The sequence below is a fragment of the Stenotrophomonas nitritireducens genome, assembly GCF_050984405.1.
In the GTDB taxonomy this organism is placed as follows: domain Bacteria; phylum Pseudomonadota; class Gammaproteobacteria; order Xanthomonadales; family Xanthomonadaceae; genus Stenotrophomonas; species Stenotrophomonas nitritireducens_B.
Genome location: NZ_CP158790.1, coordinates 3530068 through 3556878, shown reverse-complemented (window position 1 = coordinate 3556878; position 26811 = coordinate 3530068). Strand labels below are relative to the sequence as shown.

Sequence of the window (26811 nt, the reverse complement as noted above, 5' to 3'; positions counted from 1 at the left end):
GGGAAGGTTTCATGCGGGGCATGCCCGCATCCACGGGTGAAGGTTGCGGGAACGGCCGGCCATCGGCCTCCTAGGTGCCGGGCTCGCCCGGCACGGGCTTTACCAGGAAGGCCCCATGCGGGACAAGCCCCACATCCATGGGAGCGCGCCGGCCCGGACGCATTGGCCCATATGGCAGGGGTGGGCGGTGTGCAGCTTTTGTTAAGCTACGCGACCTTTCGCCCGCGAGTACCGCCGCATGTCCCACGCCCACGCGCCCCGGAAGCCCTCCATGCCCCTGCACATCAAAGTGCTGCTCGGGTTCATGCTGGGCACGATCGTGGGCCTGGTCGCGCACGCCGTCGCGCCGGATGCGGCCTGGGTGACGACCACCATCGACTACGTCACCCAGCCGTTCGGGCAGATCTTCCTCAACCTGCTGTTCATGCTGGTGGTGCCGCTGATGTTCTCGGCGCTGGTGCTGGGCGTGGCCGAACTGGGCGACATCGCCTCGCTGGGCCGCCTGGGCTGGAAGACGCTCAACTACACCGCGGTGGTGACCGCGCTGGCGGTCGGCATCGGCCTGCTCTGCGTCAACCTGCTGCAGCCGGGCACGCACATGGACCCGGCCCTGGTCGAACAGGCCATGAGCAGCGCCAAGACCGGCGAGATCATCAGCAAGGGCAACGAGTTGCGGCTGATGGACCTGCTGGTCAACATCGTGCCGCACAACATCGTCAACGCCATGGGCGACGACAGCAAGAAGCTGGGCATCGTGTTCTTCGCGCTGATGATCGGCATCGGCCTGGTGATGAAGCCGACCGCCGGCACCACCGCGTTCAAGAACGCCGTGCAGGGCCTGTTCGAGGTGTGCATGCACCTGATCGGCATGTTCATCAAGCTGGCGCCGTTCGCGGTGGCCGCCTTCATGTTCAACCTGACTGCGCGGCTGGGCTGGGACGTGATCCAGAGCCTGCTGTGGTTCGTGGTGACCGTGCTGCTGGCGATCGCCATCCATGGCTTCATCGTGCTGCCGCTGTGGGTGCGCCTGCTGGGCGGCATGTCGGCGCGCAGCTTCTTCCGCGGCACCCAGGAAGCCACGCTGACCGCCTTCGCCACCGCGTCCTCGTCGGCCACCCTGCCGGTGACCCTGCGCGTGGCCGAGGAGAACCTGAAGCTGCCGCGCAAGGTCAGCCGCTTCGTGCTGACCGTCGGCGCCTCGGCCAACCACCATGGCACCGCGCTGTTCGAGGGCATCACCGTGCTGTTCCTGGCGCAGGTCTACGGCCTGCACCTGGGCCTGCCGCAGCAGCTGATGGTGCTGCTGCTGTGCATCCTCGGCGGCATCGGCACCGCCGGCATTCCGTCCGGTTCGCTGCCGGTGATCGCGATGATCTGCGGCATCATCGGCATCAAGCCCGAGGGCATCGGCATCATCCTGGGCGTCAATACCTTCCTGGACATGTGCCGCACCTCGCTCAACGTCACCGGCGACCTGGCCACCGCCGTGGTGGTGTCGCACCGCAGCGGCGTGGCCGACGACGAGGTGCCGGAAGTGGCGGACAACGCCGGCCACCACTGAGCCGGCCGGCAATCCGGACCCGCACGAAGGCCGCCTCCGGGCGGCCTTCGCCGTTCCGGAAGCAGGCTGATCCTGCCTCTGCCGCAGGCGGACATGGCCTGACCTGCCCGGTGCTCTGTGGGACAATAGGCCGCCCGCAGCTCCGCGGGAGCCTCCCGACCCGACGAACCATGACGCAGCCCTCCCGCCGCCAGTTGGCGAACGCCATCCGTTTCCTCGCCGCCGATGCGGTGCAAGCCGCCAACTCCGGCCACCCCGGCATGCCGATGGGCATGGCCGACATCGCCGAAGTGCTCTGGAACGACTACCTCCGGCACAACCCGAACAACCCGAAGTGGTTCAACCGCGACCGCTTCGTGCTGTCCAACGGCCACGGCTCGATGCTGCAGTACGCGCTGCTGCACCTGAGCGGCTACGACCTGCCGATCGAGCAGCTCAAGGCCTTCCGCCAGCTGGGCAGCAGGACCGCCGGCCACCCGGAGCGCCATGAAACCCCGGGCGTGGAGACCACCACCGGCCCGCTGGGCCAGGGGTTCGCCAACGCCGTGGGCTTCGCGCTGGCCGAAAAGCTGCTGGCGCAACGCTACAACCGCCCCGAGTTCGAAGTCGTCGACCACCGCACCTGGGTGTTCATGGGCGACGGCTGCCTGATGGAAGGCATCTCGCACGAAGCCGCCTCGCTGGCCGGCACCTGGGGCCTGGGCAAGCTGGTCTGCTTCTGGGACGACAACAACATCTCCATCGACGGCGAGGTGGAAGGCTGGTTCACCGACGACACCCCGGCGCGTTTCGAGTCCTACGGCTGGAACGTGGTGCGCGGCGTCGACGGCCATGACCCGGACAGCATCAAGGCCGGCATCGACGCGGCGCTGTCGCAGTTCGACAGGCCGACCCTGATCTGCTGCAAGACCACCATTGGCTTTGGTTCGCCGAACAAGGCCGGCCAGGAATCCAGCCACGGCGCGCCGCTGGGCAAGGACGAGCTGGAAGCCACCCGCAAGGCGCTGGGCTGGGAATACGGCCCGTTCGAGATTCCCGAGGACATCTACGCCGGCTGGCGCGCGGGCGGCACCGGCACCCTGCGCCAGGCCGAGTGGGAGCAGCTGTTCGACAAGTACGCCGCGCAGTTCCCGGCCGAGGCCGAAGAACTGACCCGCCGTTCGCACGGCGAACTGCCGGCCGATTTCGTCGCCCAGGCCGATGCCTACATCGCCCAGGTGCAGGCCGAAGCGCCGAACATCGCCTCGCGCAAGGCCTCGCAGAACGCCATCCAGGCCTTCGCGCCGCTGCTGCCGGAAATCGTCGGCGGCTCGGCCGACCTGGCCGGCTCCAACCTGACCCTGTGGAAGGGCGCGCACACCGTGGTCGGCGACGACGCGCAGGCCAACTACGTGCACTACGGCGTGCGCGAGTTCGGCATGAGCGCGATCGCCAACGGCCTGGCCCTGCACGGCGGCTTCCTGCCGTTCGACGCCACCTTCCTGGTGTTCAGCGACTACGCCCGCAACGCGCTGCGCATGAGCGCGCTGATCCCGGCGCAGGTCATCCACGTGTTCACCCACGACTCCATCGGCCTGGGCGAAGACGGCCCGACCCACCAGCCGGTCGAGCACATCGCTTCGCTGCGCTACATCCCCAACAACGACGTGTGGCGCCCGTGCGACGCCGCCGAGTCGGCGGTGAGCTGGAAGGCGGCGATCCTGCGCAGGGACAACCCGAGCTGCCTGATCTTCAGCCGCCAGAACCTGGCGCCGCAGCAGCGCAGCGCCGAGCAGGTCAGGCTGATCGAACGCGGCGGCTATGTGCTGGCCGACGCCGCCGGCACGCCGGACGTGATCCTGATCGGCACCGGCTCGGAAGTGGGCCTGGCCATGGCCGCCAAGGCCGAGCTGGACGCGGCTGGCATCAAGACCCGCGTGGTGTCGATGCCGTCCACCAACGTGTTCGACCGCCAGGACGCGGCCTACCGCGAATCCGTGCTGCCCAACGCGGTGCGCGCGCGCGTGGCGGTGGAAGCCGGCGTCACCGGTTTCTGGCGCCAGTACGTGGGCCTGGACGGCGCCGTGGTCGGCTTGGACACCTTCGGTGCCTCGGCCCCGGCCGACAAGCTGTACCAGCACTTCGGCATCACCGCCGAGGCGGTGGTCGCCGCCGCGAAGGCGCAGCTGGCGAAGTGATGCGCCGCATCGCTCCGTGGTGAGAAGAGGCCGGGATTTCCCGGCCTTTTCTTTGGTCCTCTCCGGCGGAAGCGCGTCCCGCACCCCGTAGGAGCGACTTCAGTCGCGAAGAGGCTTTCCCGGCGATGCCCTTTCGCGACTGAAGTCGCTCCTACGTGCGGGTTCTCCGGCGTTGGCGCGCGGGTCCAGGTACGACGAAGCCCATTGGCTCCGGCTCCGCCCGCATGCGAGCATCGGCCGCACGCTCCCCGTCGCGGGCGGCACATCCGGAGAAGCATCATGAAGCGCGTGACCGGTATCGGCGGCATCTTCTTCAAGGCGAAGGACCCGACCGCGCTGGCGGCCTGGTACCGCGATCATCTCGGGCTCGAGGTCGCCGGCTGGAACGGCGCGGTGTTCCGGTGGGGCGGCGAGGGCAGCGCGCCGGGCATGACGATCTGGAGTCCGTTCGCCGCCGACACGACCTACATGGCGCCAGGTACGGCGTCCTTCATGGTCAACTTCCGTGTCGCCGACCTGGATGCGCTGCTGCCGGTGTTGCGTGCCGAGGGCTGCGACGTCGTCGACAGGACCGAGACCTCCGAGCAGGGAAAATTCGGCTGGGTCATCGACCCGGAGGGCAACAAGGTCGAACTATGGGAGCCGCCGGCCGGGCAATAGCGCACACCGTGGAGAATCCGATGAAAGTGAAGCGCATCGTCGCCAACATCCGCACCGACCAGATCGATGCCACCGACGCGTTCTACCACGCGATCCTCGGCCTGGAACCGGTCATGGACCATGGCTGGATCCGCACCTACGCGGCACCATCGCGCATGACCACGCAGGTGAGTTTCGCCACCGAAGGCGGATCGGGAACGCCGGTACCGTACCTTTCGGTGGAAGTGGACGACCTGGACGAAGCGCTGGCCCGCATCCGTGCCGCGGGCATCGCCCTCGAATACGGGCCGGCGCACGAACCCTGGGGCGTGCGCCGGTTCTTCGTGCGCGATCCGTTCGGCAAGCTGGTGAACATCCTGCAGCACGATCCGGCCGCCGCGGACGCCTGAGCGGCGCGCCGCCGTTCAGGCCCCGCGGTGCGCGCCAGCGCCAGGCGCAGCAGGCGGGCGTCGAGCCGCTCGCTGAGACCAACCGGCCGCTCCAGCCCCATGCGCTGCAGGTACATGGCGTCGTTGTCGCCGGCGCGCTGGCGCAGGGCGGCGAGCACGGTGCGCAGCTTGCCGCCGGCACTGCCGGTGCGGGACTTGAGCCAGGTCAGGGCGCGCAGCAGGTCCTGTTCGACCGGGGTGAAATCGCTGCCCAGCGGATAGTCGGGCAGGGTGCCGTCGCGACGGAACGGCGCCAGCGCGGCGGCAAGCACCTCGGCGCGGTTGCGTTGCCAGCGCGTCGGTGCGGCGAAATCGCCGGCAAGTTTCTTCGCCGCCTTCGCCTGTTCCAGCAGCGGCGCCTGGAAGGCGGCGTCGGTGATGCCGGCCATGGCGATCACGCACTCCTCGTCGGTCACGCCGCGCAGGTCGGCGATGCCGTACTCGTCGATGAAAACGTCGCGCAGGTGGCGGGGAATGGTGGTGTGCCCGTAGTTCCAGCGCACGTTGGAGCGCGCCCCGCCTGCGCCGTCCCGCACGGCGCGGAACATCAGCACGCTGCGCGCGTCCGGCAGCGCGTGGGCCATCGCGACGAAGTTGTACTGGCCGCCGACGCCGGACACCACGCGCCCGTCCTCGAGCGCATCGGATACCGCCGCGCCGAGCGCGGTGGCCATCATGCAGGAGTTGAAGAAGCGCGCCTGCCGGCGCTGCAGCCGCTCCAGCGTCTCGTCGCCGCCGTAGAGCTGGTTGATCTCGCTGATGCGGCGCATGCCGATGGCGCGGCATTCGTCCTCGGGCAGGTGCCGCAGCCAGTCGTAGAACTCCGGCGAGCCGAGGTAGAACGCGCCATGCAGGTATTGCCCTTCTTCGGCCAGCCGCGCATGGTCGGCGGTGTAGGCGCTGCCGTTGGCCAGGCGCTGCATCAGCGCGAGATCGTCGTGTACCTTGCGGCGGATCACGCCACTCTGCACCAGCTTGCGGAAGCCTTCGTTGAGCATCTCGCTGCAGCCGTACAGGCCGGTCTCGAACGGCTCCAGTCCGCCGGCTTCGCGCACCAGCGGATGGTCCTCCAGGGTGGGATCGAGCGCGTGCAGCACCTGCCGGTAGCGGGCGTTGTCGGCATGGCGCAGCACCAGCGCGTGGCTGAGCGCGTCGGCCAGCGCGCCGATGCCGATCTGCAGGGTGCCGCCGTCGCGCACCAGCGTGCTGGCGTACAGGCCGATGGCATAATCGGCATCGCTCACCGGTTGCCGCGGCAGGCCGAAGAGTTTCGGGTACGGCCCGGGCGGGTCGACCACCAGGTCGAAGAACTGCGCCTCCACCGCCGCGGTGCCGCCCAGCCACGGCAGTTCCGGGTCGATCTCGGCGATCAGCAGCGGGCGCGGCAGGCCGCGCGCGGCGATGGCGTCGAGCGTGTCCTGGGTGATGTCGTTGTTGCACGACAGCGACAGCCGCGCAGTGCCTTGGCGGCGCGCCACCTTCTGCACGATGGCGTGCGGCGCGCGCTGCGCCACCGCGTCGGCGGCCTGGGTGTAGTTGAGGCTGGTATAGGCGCGCTGCGCCTGCGAGGAGCCGAGCAGGGCGCCGGACTGCATGTAGAACTCCTCCACCTGCACGTGCGCGGGCAGGGCGTCGCGCGCCACCGCCTGCGCGTAGGCCAGGCGCGGGAAGTCCGCGCCGAAATGGCGTTCGACGAACGGCTGCAGGAAACGCGCCTGCAGGTCGTTGCCGCTGGCCTGCGGCGGATCCAGCGAGAGCGCGGTGTAGAGCTGCAGCGGGCGCGCGGGATCCTTCTCGATGCGGGCGTAGAGCGCGTTGAGCAGGCGATGCGGCTTGCCCAGCGCCAGCGGCGCGCCGATGCGCAGCGGACCCTCGACGTGGGCCAGCAGCCACGCCGCGGCGGCATCGGGATCGGTCACGTGGTGGGGCATGGCGGGCGCGTCGTTGCGGGGAGCCGGCATTACAGCATCCGGGTGATGAAGCCGTGGTCGGGACGCTTGACAGCCGATTCGTTTACTAATGTAATCGATAAAAATTACGGGCGTAAACGATGATCCGGATCAGCGAAGCCGAAGCGGTGGTGATGGAGATCCTGTGGGAGGCGCATCCGTTGGCCGCCGAGGACGTGATGGCGCGCCTGGCCGGCCGCAACGACTGGGCCGAAGCCACCGTAAAGACCCTGCTCAACCGCCTGCTCAACAAGGGCGCGATCAGTGCGGCGAAGGAAGGGCGCCGTTACCTGTACGCGCCGCAGGTGCAGCGCGACGCGTGGCTGCTGGAGGAGAGCAGCAGCCTGCTCGAACGCCTGTTCGACGGCCGCGTCGCGCCGCTGGTGGCGCACTTCAGCCAGCACCGGAAGCTGAGCCGCGACGACGTGGCCGAACTGCGCAGATTGCTGGAGGAGCTCGACGATGATCAGCCCTGAGTTCATGCAGGCCTTGCTGGCGACCACGCTGGCCAGCAGCGCGGCGATGGCCGTGGTGCTGCTGCTGCGCGGTGCAGTGCGGCGCCGGCTGGGCGCCAGCGCGGCCTACCTGTTGTGGCTGGCGGTCCCGGTGGCATGGGGTGCGGTGCTGTTGCCGGCGCCGCGCGTCGCGGTACTGCCGATGACGGCCATCAGCGCGGCGATGCCGGTGGCCACCCGTGCGGTTGTTCAAGGCACCTTGATGCTGCCGTGGGTATCGGTGCTGGGCGGAATCTGGCTGGCGGGTGCGCTGCTGACGATGGCATGGCTGCTGCGCCAGCAGCATCGTTTCGTTCGTGGTCTGGGAACGCTGCGGCGCCGCGACGATGGCCTGTGGCAGGCGCGCGGTGCTGCCGGACTGCCGGCAGTCGTCGGCCTGTGGCGGCCACGAATCGTTCTGCCGGCGGATTTCGAGCGGCGCTACACCGCACGGGAGCGGCAGCTTGTGCTGCTGCATGAGCAGGTGCACCTGCGCCGCGGCGATATCGTCGTCAACGCGTTGCTGGCCGCGATGCAGTGCCTGTACTGGTTCAACCCGCTGCTGCCGCTGGCGTCGCGCCGCTGCCGCGAGGACCAGGAATTTTCCTGCGACGAACGTGTCATCGCCCGCAGCGGCGGCGCGCGTCGCAGCTATGGCACCGCCATGCTCAAGACCGGGCTGGCGCTGTCGCCCCTGCCGGTGGGGTGCCACTGGCAGGACCAGCATCCGCTAAAGGAACGTATCGCCATGTTGAAGCGTCCGGTACCCGGGAAGAGGCAGTGGTTCGCGATGGTGCTGCTGGCGGCAGCACTGTCGGCGGGACTGGGCTGCGCGGCATGGGCGGCGCAGCCGGCGCGGATGGAGACAGCCGTCGCCGATGCCGCCTACTACAGCGTGAAGCTGCAGCTGGATGTCGACGGCGAAGCGCGCGGTTTCGAGATGCGCGGGCAGGCGGGCACGCCGTTCGCCTTCTCGATGGAGACGGCCGCCGGCCGCCGGTGGGAAGGCGAGTTCGAGGTGCGGCCGCTGGATGCGGACAAGGTCGCGCTGTCGGGCACGCTGCGCGAAGGCGGCCAGATCGTCGCCACGCCGGCGCTGGTGGTGATGATCGGCCGCGCGGCCAGCATCCAGGTCGGCACGAAGGACGGCGGCTCGTTGTTCCGGATGGAAGCGGTCGTCGCCGATTCCGGCGCGCAGGCGCGTCCGGCGCAGGACGTGCCTGCGCCTGCGTTACAGGCACGCGCCGGCGTGGAACCGGCGGATGCGCCGGCCAGCACGGTCGGCTTCGCCGAGATGTCGCCGCCGCGTTATCCGCCGAGCATGCACACCGGCGAGGTGGTGCTGAAGGTCGAGGTGGCCGCCGATGGCACGGCCGCCGGCATCGTGGTCGACCGCAGTTCGGGGCATGCCGACCTGGATGAGGCGGCGATGGAAGCAGCCCGTGAGTGGAAGTTCGTTCCGGCCTACAAGGATGGCAAGGCCGTCGCCGGCAAGGTGCGCGTGCCGGTGCGTTTCGCGATGGACGAAACGACCACCACGACCGAGGGAGGCGCTTCCTGATGCGGCACCAGCCGGCAACGGTTCCGTTGTGTGCGCTGTGCCTGCTGTTGGCGGCGACCGGTTGCGCGACGCGTCCCGCCGTCACCGAAGATGCTGCGGACAGCAGCTACAACGTCGGCCAGCGCCTGCTGGCACCGGAGCGCGAGGGTGGGCAGGGCGGGGAGATACAGCCGTATGAACTTTCGGCGCGCGAAGGCTTCCGCATGCCCGAACCGGTGCATGCGCCATTGCCGGAGCTGCCGACCCTGCAGGGGCGGCAATCGCTGCCGCCGGTGACGGTGTGCCTGAACGTCGTCGTCGATGCGCAGGGGCAGGTGCAGCGCAGCTTCCCGTTGCTGGCGCACAGTCAATGCGGTGCCGGCAACGACGCGGACAATGGATACCTGCTGCAGGCCGCGGGAGATGCCGTGCGGCAATGGCGCTTCGCGCCCGCGGCGATCTGCCACTTCGGCCCCGGCTCGTTGCCGGCCGCGCCGGACGACTGCACCGGCGCCGCGAAGGTGGAAGAAGTGCCGGTGACGCTGCCCTATGCGTTCACCTTCGAGATCGTGCAGGGGCAGGCGCGCGTGCAGCTCGGCAAGCCGCCGCAGCCGTAGGTGCCGGGCTTGCCCGGCACGGGTTCGCCGGGAAGGCCGCATGCGAGGCGAGCCTCGCACCTACGGAGTGCGAGGTTGCGGAAACGCCTGTAGGTGCCGGGCTTGCCCGGCACGGGCTTCGCCGGGAAGACCGCATGCGAGGCGAGCCGCGCATCTACGGAGTGCGAGGTTGCGGGATCGCCCGTAGGTGCCGGGCTTGCCCGGCACGGACCTTCCGGCAACGCGGCACCATCTGCCGGTCAGTGTTGCTTCGGCGCCGTATCCAGCAGTTCGTTCAACAGCGTAGCCAGCCGTTCGCCGGCCAGGCGCAGCTGCGCTTCGGCCACCGGGCGCCAGGTGTCGGCGTAGGCCTGGCCGACCTTGCGGTTGGCCGGGTAGACGCCCTCGCGCGTGGCGATGCGGCAGCTCTGTTCGGCCCAGCGTGCCGCATCGCGCTGCAGCTGCGGCGCGACGATGCCCGCGGGAGCGGGCAGCGCCTGCAGGCGCTGCAGGAACGGGTCGTCGTCCAGCTGCAGGGCGTAGAACATGCCGCTGTCCCACAGCGAATGCAGGTTGGTGCCGCGTTCGTTGAACTGCAGCTGGTAGGTATTGCCGCCCTTGTCGTGGCCGTAGCCGGCGTGCATGGGCTGGTGCAGGTCGCCGGCCAGGTGCACGACGAACTTGAGCGCCTGCAGGCGCTCGGCGTCGGAGAGGCCGCGGTCGGCCAGGCGCGCGCTCTGCGCCTTCAGCGCTTCGATCACGCAGTCGCCGTCGCGGCAATGCTTTGGCGGGTCGTAGGCGCAGCCGTCCTCGGCCATGTTGACGTAGTGCCAGCCGGCCGAACGCTTGCCCAGGTCGGGATCCTCGGCGCGCAGCTGGTCGGCCCAGGGCGCGATGCTGGCCAGGGTGGCGCCGGGCTCGGTGGCGAGCAGGCGCTGCACTTCCGCTTTCGCGGCGGGGTCCAGGCGTGTTTCGGCGATGCGCGCGACCAGTCGGTGGCCCTGCGCGCCCCAGGCAGAGGCGGGGGCCGGAAGCAGGGCGGTCACGGCCAGGGCGAGGCCGGAAAAGAGGACGGGAACACGGGTGGAGAATTTCATCGCCGCATTCTAGCGGCGGCATCGCCCGCACCATGTGCCGAAAGTGGCGGGCCTGCCATGATCCCGCCACGCTTGGCTCGCGGCGGGCCATGAACAGGCCCTGGGAACATCCTTCCCCCGCGGTACCGGGGGAAGGCCGGATCAGAACGTGCGCACGTAGGCCACGCCGTATACCAGCGGATCGATGTTGGCGGTGCCCAGCTTGTGGCCGTTCACCTTGACCTTGGTGTCGATGTCGGCCCAGCGCAGGTCCACGCGCAGCGCGTCCTTGTCGGTCAGCGCGAAGTCCAGGCCGGCGTGCGCGGCCAGGCCCCACGAGTCTTCCAGCTTGAGCCGGGTGCCCTGCAGCGCGCCCTTGCTGTCGGTGCTGAAGAACTTGGTGTAGTTCACGCCCAGGCCGACGAACGGGGTGACCTTGCTGCTGTTGGCGAAGTGGTACTGCAGCGAGACCACCGGCGGCAGCTGCTTGGTGCGGCCCACGGTGCCCACGCCGTCGATGCTGACGTCGTGCTGGAACGGCAGCGCGGCCAGCACTTCCACGCCCACGTTGTCGGCGACGAAGTATTCGAACGTCACGGTCGGACGCACGCTGTTGTCCACCTTGGCCGGCAGCGCGCCCAGGCCCAGGGCCGAGCCGTCGAGATCGCCGGCGCTGGATTTGGGATCGACGTTGTGCACGCCGACGCCCAGGGTCCAGTCGCCCTTGGACTGCGCCATGGCGGGGGAGGCGGCCAGGACCAGGGCGGCGGCGAGGCCGGACAGCAGCAGGGCGGGGGTCTTGCGCATGGTGCGTTTCCATTGCTTGGTGAGGTTGCGGCCAGTCTCCGCCGCGTGCCCGGTGTCCGCCTTGATCCGGATCAAACGCACGTCTGTGCTCACGGGGCGTTCATGGTTTTGCCTCGTGGCGGCCACCGCTTTGGTCATGCGCGGCGTGCGGGCCCTCAGGCCAGCCCGGCGGGCCCGGCTGCTACAATGCCGGTCCCCTTCCACCCCCGCCGCAGCGGTCTGCGGCCGCAGGAGTTCGTGAACATGGCAATCAAGGTCGGCATCAACGGTTTCGGTCGCATCGGGCGCAACGTGCTGCGCTCGGCGGTGTTGAACTTCGGCAACGACATCGAGATCGTGGCCATCAACGATCTGCTCGAGCCGGACTACCTGGCCTACATGCTCAAGTACGACTCCGTGCACGGCCGTTTCAAGGCCGACGTCGCCATCGAGGGCGGCCACCTGCTGGTCAACGGCAGGAAGATCCGCCTGACCCAGGAGCGCGACCCGGCCAACCTGAAGTGGGACGAAGTGGGCGTTGACGTCGTGATCGAGTCCACCGGCCTGTTCCTGACCAAGGAAGCGGCGCAGAAGCACATCGACGCCGGCGCGAAGAAGGTGATCATGTCGGCCCCGTCCAAGGACGACACGCCGATGTTCGTGTTCGGCGTCAACGACAAGACCTACGCCGGCCAGGCCATCATTTCCAACGCCTCGTGCACCACCAACTGCCTGGCGCCGCTGGCCAAGGTGATCAACGACAAGTGGGGCATCAAGCGCGGCCTGATGACCACCGTGCACGCCGCCACCGCCACCCAGAAGACCGTCGACGGCCCGTCCAACAAGGACTGGCGCGGCGGCCGCGGCATCCTGGAGAACATCATTCCGTCCTCCACCGGCGCGGCCAAGGCCGTGGGCGTGGTGATCCCGGAACTCAACAAGAAGCTCACCGGCATGAGCTTCCGCGTGCCGACCTCGGACGTGTCGGTGGTCGACCTGACCGTCGAGCTGGAAAAGGAAGCCACCTACGCCGAGATCTGCGCCGAAGTGAAGGCGCAGAGCGAAGGCGCGCTGAAGGGCGTGCTGGGCTACACCGAGGACAAGGTGGTGGCCACCGACTTCCGCGGCGAGACCCACACCTCGGTGTTCGACGCCGAAGCCGGCATCGCGCTGGACTCCACCTTCGTCAAGCTGGTCAGCTGGTACGACAACGAGTGGGGCTACTCCAACAAGTGCCTGGAAATGGTGCGCGTGGTCGCGGCCTGACCGGTCCGCATCGTGGTCGCATGAAAGAAGGGCGCCGGAAAGGCGCCCTTCTTTTTTGCGTCTCGCCACCGCAGCCGGACAGGGCGCCCTCGCAGGAGCGCACTCGTAGGAGCGCACTTCAGTGCGCGATGGGGCTTTGCGGGGAAGGCCCCATCGCGCACTGAAGTGCGCTCCTGCGTGCTGAGGAGGCCATGCGGCGGACCATGCCCGGCGATTTTCCTGCCACGTGCCACGGACCGGCCACGCCGCATCTTGCGTTTCGGCGAGGCGTGGATAAGGTGGTGCCGCACCTCCCGGTGACAAGGACGAAGAATGGATGGCGCGGTGATGTTCTTTGGATTGCTGGCTGTCGTGGTGGTGCTGGCGGTGCCGGTGCTGCTGGTCATGGCGCTGGTGTCGGTGTCCTCGCTCAAGCGGCGCGTGGCCGTGCTCGAGGCGTTGCTGGCGCATGGGCAGGCTGGCGACGCGGCGCGGCCCGAAGCCGCCGAACCGGGCAACGCCTGGGAGGAGCCGCTGCCGGAGGCGGGAGAGTTCGCGCCTTCCGGGCCAGAGCCTGACCCCGACCCCGACCCCATGCCTGCCCCGGCGATGGAAGCGCCCGAGCCGCCGCGCGGCGGCGGTCGCGCCGCCACTGCCGCCGCTGCCGGACCCCGTGGCACCGCCGCCGGCGCGTGCCCTCCCGGCAGCCGCGCCGCCGCCGGCATCGCGGGTGCCGGAGGAACCGAATGTCGTCGAGCGCGGCCTCGCGCGCGTCAAGCAGTGGTTCACCACCGGCAACGTGCCGGTCAAGGTCGGCATGCTGGTGCTGCTGGCCGGCGTGGCGGCGCTGCTCAAGTACGGCAGCGACGCCGGCTGGTTCAGTTTCCCGCCCGCGTTCCGCCTGGCCGGCATCAGCCTTGCGGCATTGGCCGGGCTGGTGTTCGCGTGGCGCAAGCGCGAGAGCCACCGCGCCTTCGCCCTGGCCCTGCAGGGGGGCGCGATCGGCGTGCTGCTGCTGGTGGTGTTCGCCGCGTTCAAGAGCCACGGCCTGATCGACGCGCTGCCCGCGTTCGCGATCAGCGTGGTGCTGATCGCCGGGCTGTGCGTGATGGCGGTGCTGCAGGAGTCGCGCACGCTGGCCATCCTCGGCGTGCTGGCCGGGTTCATGGCGCCGGTATGGCTGTCCGACGGCAGCGGCAACCATGTCGGCCTGTTCTCGTACTACGCGCTGCTCAATGCCGGCATCTTCGCCATCGCCTGGGTGCGGCCGTGGCGCATCCTCAACCTGCTCGGCTTCGCCTTCACCTGGGGCATCGGCACGATCTGGGGCGTGCTGGACTACGCGCCGGCCAAGTTCGCCAGCACCGAACCGTTCCTGGTGCTGTTCTTCGTGTTCTACCTGCTGTTGCCGCTGCTGTATGCGCGCAGGGCGGCAACGCCGGGCGGCGCGCGCATCGACGGTTGCCTGCTGTTCGGCACGCCGCTGGTGGCGTTCTCGCTGCAGGCCGGCCTGCTGCAGGGCGAGCGCATGCGCTGGCGCTGTGCGCGCTGGGCGTGGCGGTGCTCTACGCGGGCGCTGGGCGCGCGCGCTGCTCGGCGGCGCGGGGGGCGCTGCTGCTGCTGGCGCAGGGCTACGCCATCCTCGCGGTGGGATTCGCCACGCTGGCGGTGCCGCTGGCGCTGTCGGCCAAGGCCACGGCCTCGGTGTTCGCGCTGGAAGGCGCCGGCCTGGTCTGGCTGGGCCTGATGCAGCGCCGCCGGCTGGCGCGCTGGACCGGCATCGGCCTGCAGCTGGCGGCGGCGTTCGCGCTGGGGTGGGCATGGACGGCGCCCATGCGGTCCGCGATGGCGTGGCGTTCGCCGTCGCCAACGCGGGGGGGGGGGGGGGGGGGGGGGGGGGGGGGGGGGGGGGGGGGGGGGGGGGGGGGGGGGGGGGGGGGGGGGGGGGGGGGGGGGGGGGGGGGGGGGGGGGGGGGGGGGGGGGGGGGGGGGGGGGGGGGGGGGGGGGGGGGGGGGGGGGGGGGGGGGGGGGGGGGGGGGGGGGGGGGGGGGGGGGGGGGGGGGGGGGGGGGGGGGGGGGGGGGGGGGGGGGGGGGGGGGGGGGGGGGGGGGGGGGGGGGGGGGGGGGGGGGGGGGGCTTCGGGGGGGGGGGGGGGCTGGGGGGGGGGGGGGGGGGGGGGGGGGGGGGGGGTACCGGTGGGGGGGGGGGGGGGGGGGGGGGTGGCGGGATCGGGGGGGGGGGGGGGGGGGGGGGGGGCCTGCTGCCTCGCGCTGGATGGGGGGGGCGCGCGGCACGCGACACCGGCGCGGCGGTGGCGGTGATCGGCTACGCCTGGGGCGCTGGCTGGGGGGGATGGGCAACATCGGCGAGATCGCGCGCTTCGTCGAACCGCGCAGCGTCCTGCACGGCATGCTGCTGCTGCTGGGCGGGGCTGGCTGGGGGTGCAGGGCGGCCGGCCGGCGCTGCGCTGTCGCTGACCACGCTGGGCTGCCTGGTGCTGGCGTTCCCGCTGGCGTTCCTGCAGCTCGGCGCCTACGGCCAGCCGTTCGCCGGCCACGGCGCGTGGGCCTGGCCGCTGTTCGCCGCGTTGGGCGTGCGCAGCCTGCTGTGCTTGCGCGCGGCCGGCGATGCCATCGCCGGCGCGGCGCAGCTTGCCTGGTGGCTACTGTGGCCGACCGTGCTGTCGCTGCTGTCCTGGTACCTGGGCAAACGTTTCTGGCTGGCCGGCGGCTGGGTCGGCATGCTGCTGGCGCTGCGTGGCTGCTGCTGGCGGCGCTGTCGATCCGCCGCTGGCACTGGCTGGCGCAGCCGCTGGGCGCGGCGTTCGACCGCTACCGGCCGATCCTGCAGGCGGCGACCTTCGCCGTGCTGGGCCTGTGGTGGCTGGTATCGCTGGCCAGCGACGGCGCCTCGGCGCCGCTGCCGTGGATCGCGCTGCTCAATCCGCTGGACCTGGCGCAGCTGCTGGCCGTGCTGGTGCTGGCGGCGCTGCGGCGGCTGTCGGTCGGTCGGTCGATGCGCGCGCGCGCCGGGCCGGGCTGCGGCTGGGCCTGCTGCCGCTGGCGGCGCTGGTGCTGGTCAGCACCCTCACCCTGCGCGCCGTGCACCACTGGGGCGGCATCGACTGGAACGGCCGGCTGATCGATACCAGCCTGGCGCAGACCAGCCTGACCGTGGTGTGGAGCCTGCTCGGCGTGATTGGCTGGGTCAGCGGCTCGCGGCGCGGGCAATGGGGGCTGTGGCTGACCGGCGCGATCCTGATGGGCGTGGTGCTGGCCAAGCTGCTGCTGATCGACCGCGGCAACCTGGGCGACCTGCTGGGCATCGGCGCCTTCATCGCCTATGGATTGCTGTGCACGCTGGTCGGCTGGCTGGCGCCGGCACCGCCGCGCAAGCGCGGCGACGAGACACGACAGGAGGAAGCTTCCGCATGATCAGGCGTTTGTGGTGGATGGCGCTGCTGCCGCTGACGGCGCACGCCGCCGACGATTTCGCGATGCAATGGCCGCTGCAGCCGGCCCAGGCCGATGCCGGCGCCTACCGCGTCGCATTGGACGCCGGGGTCTACCGCGCCGCGTACTGGCGCGACCTGCGCGACGTGCAGGTGATCGACGCCGATGGCAAGCCCATGGCCAGTGCGGTGCAGGCCGCGGCCACGCCGATCGCCGCACCGGCGCGGCAGGTGCCGCTGGACTGGTTCGCCTTGCCCGCCAGCGCCGCCACCACGACGGGCGATGACCTGAGCGTGGTGGTGGTGGTGGGCGCGGCGCGATGCCGGCGGCAACGTGGTATCGGTGCGCAGTTCGCCGGGCGCCGCCGGCGCGGCCAAGGGCGATCCCTCCTGGCTGGTGGACCTGGGCCGGCAGGCAGGGCAGGTGCAGGCGCTGCGCGTGCAATGGGAAGGCGAACCGACGGCGCTGGACCTGGGCTATCGGCTGGAAGGCAGCGACGACCTGCGCCGCTGGCAGGTGCTCGACCCGGAAGTGCGGCTGGTGCGCCTGCACAACCAGGGGCGGGAGTTGAACAGCGACCGCGTCGCGGTGTCCACGTCGCTGCGCTACCTGCGGCTGGTGCCGCTGCAGCGCGACGGCGCGCCGCCGCTGCGCGCGCTGCAGGGCGAACTGGCCGGCGACGCGGCCGCGGACGACTGGCAGTGGGTCGAACTGGCCGCCTCGGCACCCGACAACAGCGCCCCGGCCCGGTTCCGCTACCGCGCGCAGGGCCGTTTCCCGGTGCAGCGGGTGGACGTGGCGATGCCGGCCAACACCGCGGTGTCGTGGACTGTTTCCAGCCGCGACGACGACCGCAAGGTGGCCGACGCGGAGCAGGCCTGGCAGCTGCGGGCCAGCGGCTGGAACACCTGGACGCTGCTGGAAGGCGGGCGCAGCCAGGTGTCGGCGCCGCTGGAGCTCGGGCAGGAAACCGCCGACCGCGACTGGCAGCTGCAGGCCGAGCCGGCGGTGGCCGGCACGCCGGCGCCGGCCTTGAAGCTGGGCTACCGCCGGCCGGGCAGCGTGGTGTTCCTCGCCCAGGGCCGCGCGCCGTACCTGCTGGTGGCCGGCAATGCGCGCGCCGGCGTGCGCGAGAGCAACCTGGAGCCGATGCTCGCAGCGCTGCGCGCCCGCAACGGCGCGCAGTGGCAGCCGGCAGCCGCCCGCCTCGGCGACGGCGCGGGCGCGCGCCGGCGACAAGGCCTATGCGCCGGCCGCACCGGTGCGCGACTGGAAGAACCTGGTGCTGTGGGCCGTGCTGGTGGCCGGCGCGCTGGCCGTGGCCGGTTTCGCGCTGAGCCTGCTGCGCGGCAACCGCCCCGCGAACGATTGAGGCGGACCCGGTAGGAGTGCACGTGCAGGGGGCGTTTGTAGGAGCGCACTTCAGTGCGCGATGGGGCTTTCCCGGTAATGCTCCATCGCGCACTGAAGTGCGCTCCTACAGGGGCGCTATTACGGCGGGTCGATGAAATCCCGGCGCAGCAGGCCGTACAGCGCGGTGTCGCAGATCTCGCCGTTGACGTGCCAGCGTTCGCGCAGCACGCCCTCGCGGACGAAACCGAGCCTTTCGACCAGCCGGCACGAAGCCTGGTTGCGCGGGTCGATGTCGGCTTCGATCCGGCGCAGCCCCATGCCATCGAACAGGTGGCGCAGGATCAGGCGCAGCGCCTCGCTGGCCAGCCCGCGCCCCTGCCAGTCCGGATGCAGGCTGTAGCCGATCTCGGCGCGGCCCTGCTCCAGATGCATCGCGAACACCGCGCTGGTGCCGATCAGCAGGTCGCTGCGTGCATCGGCGATGGCCCAGACGAGCATGTCCAGCTCGCGGCGCTGGCGCTGGATGTCGGCCACCTTGCTTTCGGCCTGCGCCAGTCCGGTCCAGGCCGGGTAGCTCCAGTAGCGCATCACCCGTGGGTCGCTGTGGATGGCGAACAGCGCCGGCGCATCGTCCCCGCGCACTTCGCGCAGGCGCAGCCGGGGGCTGGACAGCTCGGGTTGCGGCAGGCGGGGCGGCATGCGGTGCACCTCGGGTTTGCCCCGCTTGCGGGGGCGGGCGAGAATCGCGGTTTCCCCCACAGTCTTCCGGAGCCGACCCCGCCATGTCCATCGTCCGCATGACCGACCTCGACCTCGCCGGCAAGCGCGTACTGATCCGCCAGGATCTCAACGTGCCGATCGACGAGAACGGCAGGATCACCTCCGAACAGCGCATCACCGCCTCGCTGCCGACGCTGAAGCTGGCGCTGGCCAAGGGCGCGGCGGTGATGGTCACCTCGCACCTGGGCCGGCCGAAGGAAGGCCAGTGGAGCCAGGCCGATTCGCTGGCGCCGGTGGCCGCGCGCCTGTCCGAGCTGCTGGGCGTGGACGTGCCGCTGGTCAAGGACTGGGTGGACGGCGTCGAGGTCGCGCCGGGCAGCATCGTGCTGCTGGAGAACTGCCGCATGAATGCCGGCGAGGGCAAGGACGACGAGGCCCTGTCGAAGAAGTACGCCGCGCTGTGCGACGTATTCGTGATGGACGCCTTCGGCACCGCGCACCGCGCGCAGGCCTCGACCCACGGCGTGATCCGTTTCGCCCCGGTGGCTGCCGGCGGCCCGCTGCTGATGGCCGAGCTGGACGCGCTGGACAAGGCGCTGGCCAACCCGGCCCGTCCGCTGCTGGCCATCGTCGCCGGCTCCAAGGTCTCGACCAAGCTGGAGCTGCTGTCCAGCCTGGTCGGCAAGGTGGACCAGCTGATCGTCGGCGGCGGCATCGCCAATACCTTCATCGCCGCCGAAGGCCACGACGTGGGCAAGTCGCTGGTCGAGAACGACCTGCTCGACACCGCGCGCAACATCGATGCCGCGGCCAGGGCGCGCGGCGCGCAGATTCCGCTGCCGGTGGACGTGGTGGTCGCCCCGGCGTTCGCCGCCGACGCGCCGGCCACCGTCAAGGCGGTCGATGCGGTCGGCGCCGACGACATGATCCTGGACATCGGCCCGAAGACCGCCGCGCACTACGCCGAGCTGATCGCCAAGGCCGGCACCGTGGTGTGGAACGGCCCGGTCGGCGTGTTCGAGTTCGACGCGTTCGGCAAGGGTACCGAGGCGCTGGCCCGCGCCATCGCCGCGTCCAGCGCGTTCTCCATCGCCGGCGGCGGCGACACGCTGGCCGCCGTGGACAAGTACGGCATCGCCGACGAGGTGAGCTACATCTCCACCGGCGGCGGCGCGTTCCTCGAGTTCCTGGAGGGCAAGACCCTGCCGGCCGTGGCCGCGCTGGAGGCCCGCGGCTCGTGAGCCGCGATGCGCTGTTCTTCGATCTCGACGGCACGCTGATCGATTCGGCCGTCGGCATCACCCGCTGCGTGGCCCATGCGCTGGAGAAGATGGACCAGCCGGTGCCCGGCGACGCCGAGTTGCGCAAGTGGATCGGCCCGGCGCTGCGCACCAGCTTCACCCCGGTGTTCGGCGACGCGCAGCGCGTCGAACGCGCCGTGGCGCTGTATCGCGAGCGTTTCGACCTGCACGGCTGGCTGGAGCATGACGTCTACGCCGGCATCGGCGAGGTGGTGCAGGGCCTGCACGCGGCCGGCCACCGCCTGGCCGTGGTCACCGCCAAGAACGAGCCGCACGCGCGGCGCATCGTCGAGCACCTGCCGTTCGGCGGCTGCTTCGAGGACGTGATCGGCGCCACCGAGGACGGCGTGCGCAGCCACAAGCCGGAACTGATCGCCGAAGCGCTGCGGCGCCTGTCGTTGTCTTCGGCGCAGTGCTGGATGATCGGCGACCGGCGCATGGACATCGAAGGCGCGCGCCACCACGGCATGCGCAACGTCGGCGTGCTGTGGGGCTTCGGCGGCCGCGAGGAACTGACCGCCGCTGGCGCCGGCGCGCTGGCCTCCACCCCGGCGGAACTGGGGCGGCTGCTCTCGCCGTAGGGTCGACGGCCCCCCTCCGGGGCCCTTGCCGGCGTTGCCCGTGTTGTCGTCGGGGCAACGCCGCTCTTTCCGCGCTGGATTACTTCCGTTCCGGTTGCCGCCGGTGCGGCCGGTTGCCTGTGTGCGCCCGCGCCCGTGCAGCGCAGCGATGTCCCGGCTGGCCCGCCGCCTGTCCCGCGATGCCCTGCCTATGCCGGTGCGTGTCCTGCCGGTGCGGCTGCGCAGGACATCTTAAGGAACCCCCTTCGCGCTGTCCGGACAGGCTGTCCGCCCTGTCTGCGGGACAGCGAGGAAAGTGTCTTCTGAAATCGTATGCGACATCGTTGTCATGCACTGGATATGCTAATTTCGGCGGCCTTTCCGGGAGTTTTCGCACCATGATTGAACGCCAGCGCCGCACCAAGATCCTCGCCACCCTCGGACCGGCCACCGATGCGCCGGGCGTGCTCGACGATCTGTTCCGCGCGGGTGTCAACGTGGTGCGGCTGAACTTCTCCCATGGCGATCCGTCCGGCCAGGCCAGGCGCGCCGCCGAAGTGCGCGCCGCGGCCAACCGCGTCGGCGTGGAAGTGGGCATCCTGGCCGACCTGCCGGGCCCGAAGATCCGCATCGAGCGCTTCGCCGAGGGCAAGGTGCAGCTCAAGGCCGGCGACCGCTTCGACCTGATCGCCAAGGCCGATGCGGCCCCGGGCGATGCCACCCAGGTGGGCGTGAGCTACCTCGGCCTGCCGCAGGACGTGGGCCCGGGCGACGTGCTGCTGCTCGACGACGGCCTGATGCAGCTGCAGGTGGTCGAGGTGCAGGGCGAGCGCATCGTCAACACCGTGCTCAACGACGGCGTGCTGTCCGACCGCAAGGGCCTGAACAAGCAGGGCGGCGGCCTGTCGCTGGGCGCGCTGACCGAGCGCGACAAGGAATTGATCGGCATCGTGGCCAAGATCGGCGTGGACTTCATCGCCGTCTCGTTCTGCCGCAACGCGCAGGACATGAACGACGCGCGCGCCATCGCCCGCCAGCACGGCTGCGACGCGGCGCTGGTGTCCAAGATCGAGCGCACCGAGGCGATCGAGAACCTCGAGGAGATCGTCGAGGCCAGCGACGTAGTGATGGTCGCGCGCGGCGACCTGGGCGTGGAGATCGGCGACGCCGAGCTGCCGGGCCTGCAGAAGAAGATCATCAAGGCCGCGCTGGCGCAGAACAAGGTGGTGATCACCGCCACGCAGATGCTGCAGTCCATGGTCGAAAGCCCGATCCCGACCCGCGCCGAAGTGCTGGACGTGGCCAACTCGGTCATCGACGGCACCGACGCGGTGATGCTGTCGGCCGAAACCGCGGCCGGTGCGTACCCGGTCAAGGCGGTCGAGGCGATGGCGCGCATCTGCCTGGGCGCCGAGCGCCAGTTCCAGATCGATACCGATTTCAACGCGTCGCCGCGCAACCTGGAGCGCGCCGACCAGGCCATCGCCATGGCGACGATGTTCCTGTCCCAGCACGTGGGCGTGCGCGCGATCGTGGCGATGACCGAATCCGGCGGCACCGCGCGCTACCTGTCGCGTTTCCGCGCCAAGGCGCCGGTGTTCGCGGTGACCCGCCACGACGGCGCGCGCCGGCAGATGGCGCTGATGCGCGACGTGTTCCCGATCAACTTCGACAGCCGCGGCTTCACCCCGCGCGAAGCGGCGCGCGGCAGCATCCGCCTGCTGGTCGAGGCGGGCCTGCTGCAGGCCGGCGACCGCGTGGTGTTCACCAGCGGCGAGCACATGGAAACCCACGGCGCCACCAACACCCTGCGCCTGCTCGAGGTCGGCAGCGACGGCCGCGCCAGCGGGCTGGGCGAGCTCTGACGAACACGCACGCACGGGCCATCGCGATGGCCCGTGCGTGACCGCAGTGGACAGGATTTGTCCTGCGGCGAGCATTGGAACCGGTTCCAGGCCGCGCTCACGGCCGGCCCACGGGCGGTGCGGGCTATAATCCGGGTTTTCCCGCACCCCGTTACAGGAACTTCATGAGCATCGAACTGCTGGCTGAAACCGCCCAGGCCATGGTCGCCCCGGGCAAGGGCATCATCGCCATCGACGAATCCACCGGCACGATCGCCAAGCGCTTCGCCAGCGTCGGCATCGAGAACACGGAAGAGAACCGCCGTGCCTATCGCGAGCTGCTGCTGACCACGCCCAAGCTCAACGAGCACATCTCCGGCGCGATCCTGTACGACGAAACCATCCGCCAGTCGACCAGGGATGGCGTGCCGTTCGCCAAGTACATGGCCGACCACGGCATGATCCCGGGCATCAAGGTCGACAAGGGCGCGCACCCGCTGGCCGGCTGCCCCGGCGAGCTGGTCACCGAGGGCCTGGACGGCCTGCGCGAGCGCCTGCAGGAGTACTACAAGCTCGGCGCCCGCTTCGCCAAGTGGCGCGCGGTCATCAACATCGGCGAGAGCATCCCGTCGGGCACCTGCATCGAATCCAACGCCCACGCGCTGGCCCGCTACGCCGCGCTGTGCCAGGAATGCGGCCTGGTGCCGATGGTCGAGCCGGAAGTGATCATGGACGGCGACCACGACATCGAAACCTGCTACGAAGTCACCGAAGCCACCCTGCGTTCGCTGTTCGACGCGCTGTACCAACAGAACGTGCTGCTGGAAGGCACCATCCTGAAGGCCTCGATGGTCATCTCCGGCAAGGACTGCGACGAGCAGGCCGATGTCGAGGAAGTGGCCGAAGCGACCGTGATGTGCCTGAAGAGCACCGTGCCGGCGATCCTGCCGGGCGTGGTGTTCCTGTCCGGCGGCCAGAGCGACGAGCAGTCCACCGCGCACCTGAACGCCATGAACCAGCTCGACAAGCTGCCGTGGCCGCTGAGCTTCTCCTATGGCCGCGCCATGCAGCAGGCCGCGCTGAAGCTGTGGGCCAAGGACATGAAGGGCAATTACGACGCCGCACAGAAGACCGTGTACGAGCGCGCCAAGGAAAACGGCCTGGCCGCGCTGGGCAAGTGGGAAGGCTGATCGCCGACCGCCCGCGATGAACGTGGAAACGCCGGCCCTGCGCCGGCGTTTTCATGGCGCACATCCATGTGCGCCACCCTTCGGGCAGCTTCACTGTGAAAAACGGCTGTCCTGCCGTTTTTTCATTTGCGGGCGGGCCGAAGGCGGGGCATGGCCGGTTCGGTGATGCGGGCGATACCGGGGCTTTTGCGGCGACGCTCCAGCGGCGCGCCGCCCACGTATCCGCGGGGCGCTGTAGCGCCAGGCAACGCCCGGCGGGCCTTCGCAGGGAAGGCTCAATGCGGGGCAACCCCCGTTTTTCGACACGTGGTCGCAAGGTTCCGTAACCCCGGGCATTGCCCGCAGCCGCGTTGCCGGAAAGGTTCAGGGGGGCGTTGCCTCGCTCTACAGGAAATGCGCTGCAGCGGCGGGCGATGGCATGGGGACGATGCCGTGGCCGGTCAGCGCGCGAACGACGGCAGCGGATCGTCCATGGACGGGAACGCCGGCCCTGCCTGCCCCGCCGCGGCCAGCGCCTGCTGGTAGGCCTTGAAGGTCGCGGTGTTGTAGGCCACCAGGACGATGCGCACCGGCCGCGCGTGGCTCTTCTGCCAGGTGACGGTTTCGGTGACGGCGATGGCGGCGGCCTGGTGCATCGGGTAGCCATAGACGCCGCAGCTGATGGCCGGGAAGGCGATCGATTCCAGCTGCATCTGTTCGGCCAGCCGCAGCGACTGCCAGTAGCAGTTGGCCAGCAGCGCGGCCTCGTCGCGCTGGCCGCCGTGCCACACCGGGCCGACGGTGTGGAAGACATGGCGCGCCGGCAGCGCATGGCCGCCGGTGGCGCGGACCTCGCCGGTGGGGCAGCGCACGCCCGGGCGCAGTTCCGGCAGGCGCCCGCATTCGGCCAGCAGGCCCGGCCCGGCCGCGCGGTGGATCGCCCCGTCCACGCCGCCGCCGCCGAGCAGGCTCTCGTTGGCCGCGTTGACGATGGCGTCCACGTCGAGGGTGGTGATGTCGCCCTGCCAGATGTCGATGTTCATGCCCGCGATCTTCCCTTGCCGTATATGAGCGAAACGTGACGGATGCACGGCTTGCGCCCGCTCGCGGCAAAGTCTGAAGAGGGGGCGTCTCGGCGGCTGCGACAGGCGCCCGGACAGCACGAAGGCCGCGCGGGGCGGCCTTCGTACCGGGGAAGGAGCAGGGGATGCAGCCAAGAAGCAGGGCGGTAACGGCCGCGCGCCGCGGGGATGACCGGGGCGTCCCCCGGTCGCGGCGCGGGGCGTCCGCGGCCCCGGCTTACGGCAGGCCGGCCAGCCAGTCGTCGTCGCTGCCTTCGTTGATGTCGGCGAACAGCGGGGTGGAGAAGTAGCGCTCGCCGGTGTCGGGCAGCATCGCCAGGATCACCGAGCCGGCCGGGGCCTTGGCGGCCACCTCCAGCGCGGTGGCGGCGGTGGCGCCGGAGGAGATGCCGACGAAGATGCCTTCCTCGGCGGCCAGCCGGCGCGAGGTCTCGATCGCGCGCTCGTCCTGCACTGAATACAGCTCGTCGTAGGCGCTGCGGTTGAGCACTTCGGGCACGAAGTCCGGGGTCCAGCCCTGGATCTTGTGCGGCTTCCACTCGTCGCCCTTGAGCAGCGAGGCGCCGGCCGGTTCGGTGGCGATGATGCGGGTGTCCGGGCGCGCCAGCTTCAGCACTTCGCCGACGCCGGTCAGGGTGCCGCCGGTGCCCCAGCCGCTGACGAAATAGTCCAGGCGCCTGCCGGCGAAGTCGCGCAGGATCTCGGCGGCCGTGGTGTTGCGGTGGTAGGCCGGGTTGGCCGGGTTGGCGAACTGGCTGGCCAGGAACCAGCCGTGTCTGGCGGCCAGTTCCTTCGCCTTCTCCACCATGCCGGTGCCGCGCGCCGCGGCCGGGGTCAGGATCACCTTGGCGCCGTAGGCACGCATGGCCTTGCGGCGTTCGACCGAGAAGGTCTCGGTCATCACCGCGACGAACTTGTAGCCACGCGCGGCGGCGACCATGGCCAGCGCCACGCCGGTGTTGCCGGAGGTGGCCTCGACGATGGTGTCGCCGGGCTTGAGCACGCCGCGCTTCTCGGCGTCTAGCACGATCGCCAGCGCCAGGCGGTCCTTGACCGAGCCGCCGGGATTGAACGATTCGACCTTGACGTAGACGTCCACGCCGGCCGGCGCCAGGCGGTTGAGCTTGACCACCGGGGTGTTGCCGACGGTCTCGAGGATGTTGCTGTAGAGGGCCATGGAGATCTCCTGGGAAGGGAATCAGGCGGCGTCGGCCAGTGTGGGCGGCGGCGTCTTTGCGGAAGGTGAGGAAGCGGGCGGCGCGGCCGGCAGCGGCGCGGCGCCGAACCAGTGCAGTTCGTCGGCCAGCGCGGCCACCTCGCCGAGGATCAGCAGCGCCGGCGACTGCACCGCGTGCCGGGCGGCGGCATCGGCCAGCTGGCGCAGTTGGCCGCTGACCACGTTGGTCGGCGCGCGAGCCGTTTTTTCCACCAGCGCGAACGGCGTGGCGGCGGGCAGGCCGGCATCGAGCAGCAGCGCGCCTGGATCTGCGCCAGCGCGGCCACGCCCATGTAGAACACCAGGGTCTGCCGCGGCGCGGCCAGCGCCGGCCAGTCCAGCGTGTCCAGCGAATCGCGGCAGTGCGCGGTGACCAGGCGCAGCTGCTGGGCGTGGTCGCGGTGGTGAGCGCGGGATGCCGGCATGCGCGGCGCAGGCCAGCGCGGCGGTGATGCCGGGCACCACTTCATAGGCAATGCCGTGCGTGCGCAGGAACTGCAGCTCCTCGCCGCCGCGGCCGAACACGAAGGCGTCGCCGCCCTTGAGCCGCACCACGCGGCGGCCGGCGCGGGCGTGTTCCAGCATCAGCGCGTGGATGTGTTCCTGGCGGGTGCTGTGGCCGCGCGCGGACTTGCCGACCTCGATGCGCTCGGCATCGCGGCGGGCCAGCTGCAGCACCTCGGCGCTGACCAGACGGTCGTACAGGATCACGTCGGCCTGGTTCAGGGCGCGCAGCGCGGCCAGGGTGAGCAGGCCGGGATCGCCGGAGCCGGCGCCGACCAGCACCACCGAACCGGCGGCGGCCGGCGGTTCGTCGGCGAGGGCCTGTTCAAAGGCGGCCTCGGCGTCGGCCTGGCGGTGGCGGCGCAGCAGGTCCAGCACCGGGCCGTCGAGCAGGCGGTCGAAGAAACGGCGGCGCGCGCCGGTGTCCGGGAAACGCGCGCGGATGGCCGGGCGATGGCGGCCGGCCAGTCCGGCCAGCTGGCCCCAGGCGCCGTCGAACAGTTCTTCCAGGCGGCGGCGCACATGGCGCGCCACCATCGGCGCGGCGCCGCCGCTGGAGACGGCGATCTGCAAGGCGCCGCGTTCGACCACGGCCGGCACGTGGAAGCGCGACAGCTGCGCGTCGTCGACCACGTTCACGAACAGCCGCTGCGCCTCGGCGGCGGCGGCGACCGCGCGGTTGACCACGGGTTCATCGGTGGCGGCGATCACCAGCCAAACGTCCTCGGCCAGCCAGCGCGTGTCGAACAGGCCGGGCAGCCAGTCGATGCGGCCGGCTTCGGCCAGCTCCCGCAGCGCGGGCGACAGCTGCGGCGCGCCGACCCTCGGGCGGGCGCCGGCATGCAGCAGCGCCTCGACCTTGCGCCCGGCCACCGCGCCACCGCCGACCACCAGCACGGCACGGCCGTTCAGATCGGCGAACAGCGGGAACAGGGGAGCGTCCAAGGCGGGAAGGGCGGCGGTGGCGGAAGGGATGCTGACCGTAGCCCCGGCCCCGAAGGCCCGGAAATGACTTGCGCCGCCTATCAAATTACTTTCGGTTATAAGTAGATCGGGCAATCTGACCTACAGTCATCCGTCCCGCCGCGCCGTCCCCA

The 26811-nt window shown here is 70.7% G+C and carries 21 protein-coding genes and 3 pseudogenes; 17 read left to right on the top strand and 7 right to left on the bottom strand.

Translation table 11 applies throughout. The features are described 5' to 3' along the window. Nucleotides 1–238: 238 nt before the first annotated feature. The 4 genes from ABTV91_RS15875 (at nt 239) to ABTV91_RS15860 (ending at nt 4787) form a co-directional block, all read left to right on the top strand. Nucleotides 239–1561, top strand: a complete 1323-nt coding sequence (locus ABTV91_RS15875) for a dicarboxylate/amino acid:cation symporter (protein ID WP_433852284.1) — start codon at nt 239–241, stop codon at nt 1559–1561. A gap of 170 nt (nt 1562–1731) precedes the next feature. Next, nucleotides 1732–3738 carry a transketolase gene (gene tkt / locus ABTV91_RS15870; protein ID WP_433852283.1) on the top strand — a complete coding sequence of 669 codons (2007 nt, stop codon included), beginning with the start codon at nt 1732–1734 and terminating at the stop codon, nt 3736–3738. Nucleotides 3739–4017: 279 nt separating this feature from the next. Next, nucleotides 4018–4398: a VOC family protein gene (locus ABTV91_RS15865; protein WP_433852282.1), complete on the top strand. Its 381-nt coding sequence runs from the start codon at nt 4018–4020 to the stop codon at nt 4396–4398. Between the two features lie 20 nt (nt 4399–4418). After that, entirely contained in the window at nt 4419–4787 is a 369-nt protein-coding gene (locus tag ABTV91_RS15860; RefSeq protein ID WP_433852281.1) for a VOC family protein, read from the top strand. Between the two features lie 23 nt (nt 4788–4810). Here the strand turns inward: ABTV91_RS15860 and ABTV91_RS15855 are convergent. Then, a pseudogene (locus ABTV91_RS15855) lies at nt 4811–6757 on the bottom strand (acetyl-CoA hydrolase/transferase C-terminal domain-containing protein); the annotation flags it as partial. A 119-nt stretch (nt 6758–6876) separates the two neighbouring features. Between ABTV91_RS15855 and ABTV91_RS15850 the strand changes: the two are divergent. From ABTV91_RS15850 to ABTV91_RS15840, 3 genes are read left to right on the top strand one after another with little or no spacing between them, the layout of a single operon-like run. Continuing rightward, nucleotides 6877–7251 carry a BlaI/MecI/CopY family transcriptional regulator gene (locus tag ABTV91_RS15850; RefSeq protein ID WP_433852280.1) on the top strand — a complete coding sequence of 125 codons (375 nt, stop codon included), beginning with the start codon at nt 6877–6879 and terminating at the stop codon, nt 7249–7251. After that, nucleotides 7238–8830, top strand: a complete 1593-nt coding sequence (locus ABTV91_RS15845; protein ID WP_433852279.1) for a TonB family protein — start codon at nt 7238–7240, stop codon at nt 8828–8830. The genes ABTV91_RS15850 and ABTV91_RS15845 overlap by 14 nt, the downstream gene beginning before the upstream one ends. Beyond that, nucleotides 8830–9426 (top strand): hypothetical protein, encoded by a 597-nt coding sequence (locus ABTV91_RS15840; protein ID WP_433852278.1) that lies wholly within the window; start codon nt 8830–8832, stop codon nt 9424–9426. Before ABTV91_RS15845 ends, ABTV91_RS15840 begins: the two co-directional genes overlap by 1 nt. A gap of 239 nt (nt 9427–9665) precedes the next feature. Here ABTV91_RS15840 and ABTV91_RS15835 read toward each other — a convergent pair whose 3' ends face one another. Both ABTV91_RS15835 and ABTV91_RS15830 read right to left on the bottom strand, forming a co-directional pair. Beyond that, nucleotides 9666–10502: a S1/P1 nuclease gene (locus tag ABTV91_RS15835; protein ID WP_433852277.1), complete on the bottom strand. Its 837-nt coding sequence runs from the start codon at nt 10500–10502 to the stop codon at nt 9666–9668. 141 nt (nt 10503–10643) lie between these two features. Further along, on the bottom strand, nt 10644–11288 hold the full coding sequence (locus ABTV91_RS15830; protein WP_433852276.1) for an OmpW/AlkL family protein: 645 nt from the start codon (nt 11286–11288) through the stop codon (nt 10644–10646). A gap of 243 nt (nt 11289–11531) precedes the next feature. Between ABTV91_RS15830 and gap the strand changes: the two genes are divergently transcribed. The 6 genes and pseudogenes from gap to ABTV91_RS15800 all read left to right on the top strand — a co-directional run bounded on the left by gap (nt 11532) and on the right by ABTV91_RS15800 (nt 17351). Beyond that, the gene (gene gap, locus ABTV91_RS15825) at nt 11532–12533 is read left to right on the top strand and encodes a type I glyceraldehyde-3-phosphate dehydrogenase (protein WP_433852275.1); all 1002 of its coding nucleotides are present in this window, start codon (nt 11532–11534) and stop codon (nt 12531–12533) included. 448 nt (nt 12534–12981) lie between these two features. Beyond that, a pseudogene (locus ABTV91_RS15820) lies at nt 12982–14834 on the top strand (DUF2339 domain-containing protein). Nucleotides 14835–15171: 337 nt separating this feature from the next. Then, on the top strand, nt 15172–15654 hold the full coding sequence (locus ABTV91_RS15815; protein ID WP_433852274.1) for a hypothetical protein: 483 nt from the start codon (nt 15172–15174) through the stop codon (nt 15652–15654). Further along, nucleotides 15585–15947, top strand: coding sequence for a DUF2339 domain-containing protein (locus tag ABTV91_RS15810; RefSeq protein WP_433852273.1), 363 nt, complete (start codon nt 15585–15587; stop codon nt 15945–15947). The genes ABTV91_RS15815 and ABTV91_RS15810 overlap by 70 nt, the downstream gene beginning before the upstream one ends. Continuing rightward, nucleotides 15944–16267: pseudogene (locus ABTV91_RS15805) on the top strand (DUF3999 family protein); the annotation flags it as partial. The gene ABTV91_RS15810 and the pseudogene ABTV91_RS15805, both read left to right, overlap by 4 nt. Before the next feature lie 31 nt (nt 16268–16298). Continuing rightward, nucleotides 16299–17351: a DUF3999 family protein gene (locus tag ABTV91_RS15800; RefSeq protein ID WP_433852272.1), complete on the top strand. Its 1053-nt coding sequence runs from the start codon at nt 16299–16301 to the stop codon at nt 17349–17351. Between the two features lie 105 nt (nt 17352–17456). Here ABTV91_RS15800 and ABTV91_RS15795 read toward each other — a convergent pair whose 3' ends face one another. Further along, complete coding sequence (locus ABTV91_RS15795; RefSeq protein WP_433852271.1) at nt 17457–18017, bottom strand: GNAT family N-acetyltransferase; 561 nt, start codon at nt 18015–18017, stop codon at nt 17457–17459. A gap of 83 nt (nt 18018–18100) precedes the next feature. On the opposite strand from ABTV91_RS15795, the gene ABTV91_RS15790 reads away from it, so the two are divergent. The 4 genes from ABTV91_RS15790 to ABTV91_RS15775 all read left to right on the top strand — a co-directional run bounded on the left by ABTV91_RS15790 (nt 18101) and on the right by ABTV91_RS15775 (nt 22933). Continuing rightward, nucleotides 18101–19279 (top strand): phosphoglycerate kinase, encoded by a 1179-nt coding sequence (locus tag ABTV91_RS15790; protein ID WP_433852270.1) that lies wholly within the window; start codon nt 18101–18103, stop codon nt 19277–19279. Then, nucleotides 19276–19920: an HAD hydrolase-like protein gene (locus ABTV91_RS15785; RefSeq protein ID WP_433852269.1), complete on the top strand. Its 645-nt coding sequence runs from the start codon at nt 19276–19278 to the stop codon at nt 19918–19920. The genes ABTV91_RS15790 and ABTV91_RS15785 overlap by 4 nt, the downstream gene beginning before the upstream one ends. Before the next feature lie 377 nt (nt 19921–20297). Continuing rightward, nucleotides 20298–21764 carry a pyruvate kinase gene (gene pyk, locus ABTV91_RS15780; protein ID WP_433852268.1) on the top strand — a complete coding sequence of 489 codons (1467 nt, stop codon included), beginning with the start codon at nt 20298–20300 and terminating at the stop codon, nt 21762–21764. A gap of 164 nt (nt 21765–21928) precedes the next feature. Then, on the top strand, nt 21929–22933 hold the full coding sequence (locus tag ABTV91_RS15775) for a class I fructose-bisphosphate aldolase (protein ID WP_433852267.1): 1005 nt from the start codon (nt 21929–21931) through the stop codon (nt 22931–22933). A gap of 440 nt (nt 22934–23373) precedes the next feature. Here ABTV91_RS15775 and ABTV91_RS15770 read toward each other — a convergent pair whose 3' ends face one another. The 3 genes from ABTV91_RS15770 to cysG all read right to left on the bottom strand — a co-directional run bounded on the left by ABTV91_RS15770 (nt 23374) and on the right by cysG (nt 26659). Next, nucleotides 23374–23955, bottom strand: a complete 582-nt coding sequence (locus ABTV91_RS15770; protein ID WP_433852266.1) for an O-acetyl-ADP-ribose deacetylase — start codon at nt 23953–23955, stop codon at nt 23374–23376. A gap of 256 nt (nt 23956–24211) precedes the next feature. Further along, on the bottom strand, nt 24212–25171 hold the full coding sequence (gene cysK / locus ABTV91_RS15765) for a cysteine synthase A (RefSeq protein WP_433852265.1): 960 nt from the start codon (nt 25169–25171) through the stop codon (nt 24212–24214). A 21-nt stretch (nt 25172–25192) separates the two neighbouring features. After that, the gene (cysG, locus tag ABTV91_RS15760; RefSeq protein WP_433852264.1) at nt 25193–26659 is read right to left on the bottom strand and encodes a siroheme synthase CysG; all 1467 of its coding nucleotides are present in this window, start codon (nt 26657–26659) and stop codon (nt 25193–25195) included. Nucleotides 26660–26811 lie beyond the last annotated feature (152 nt).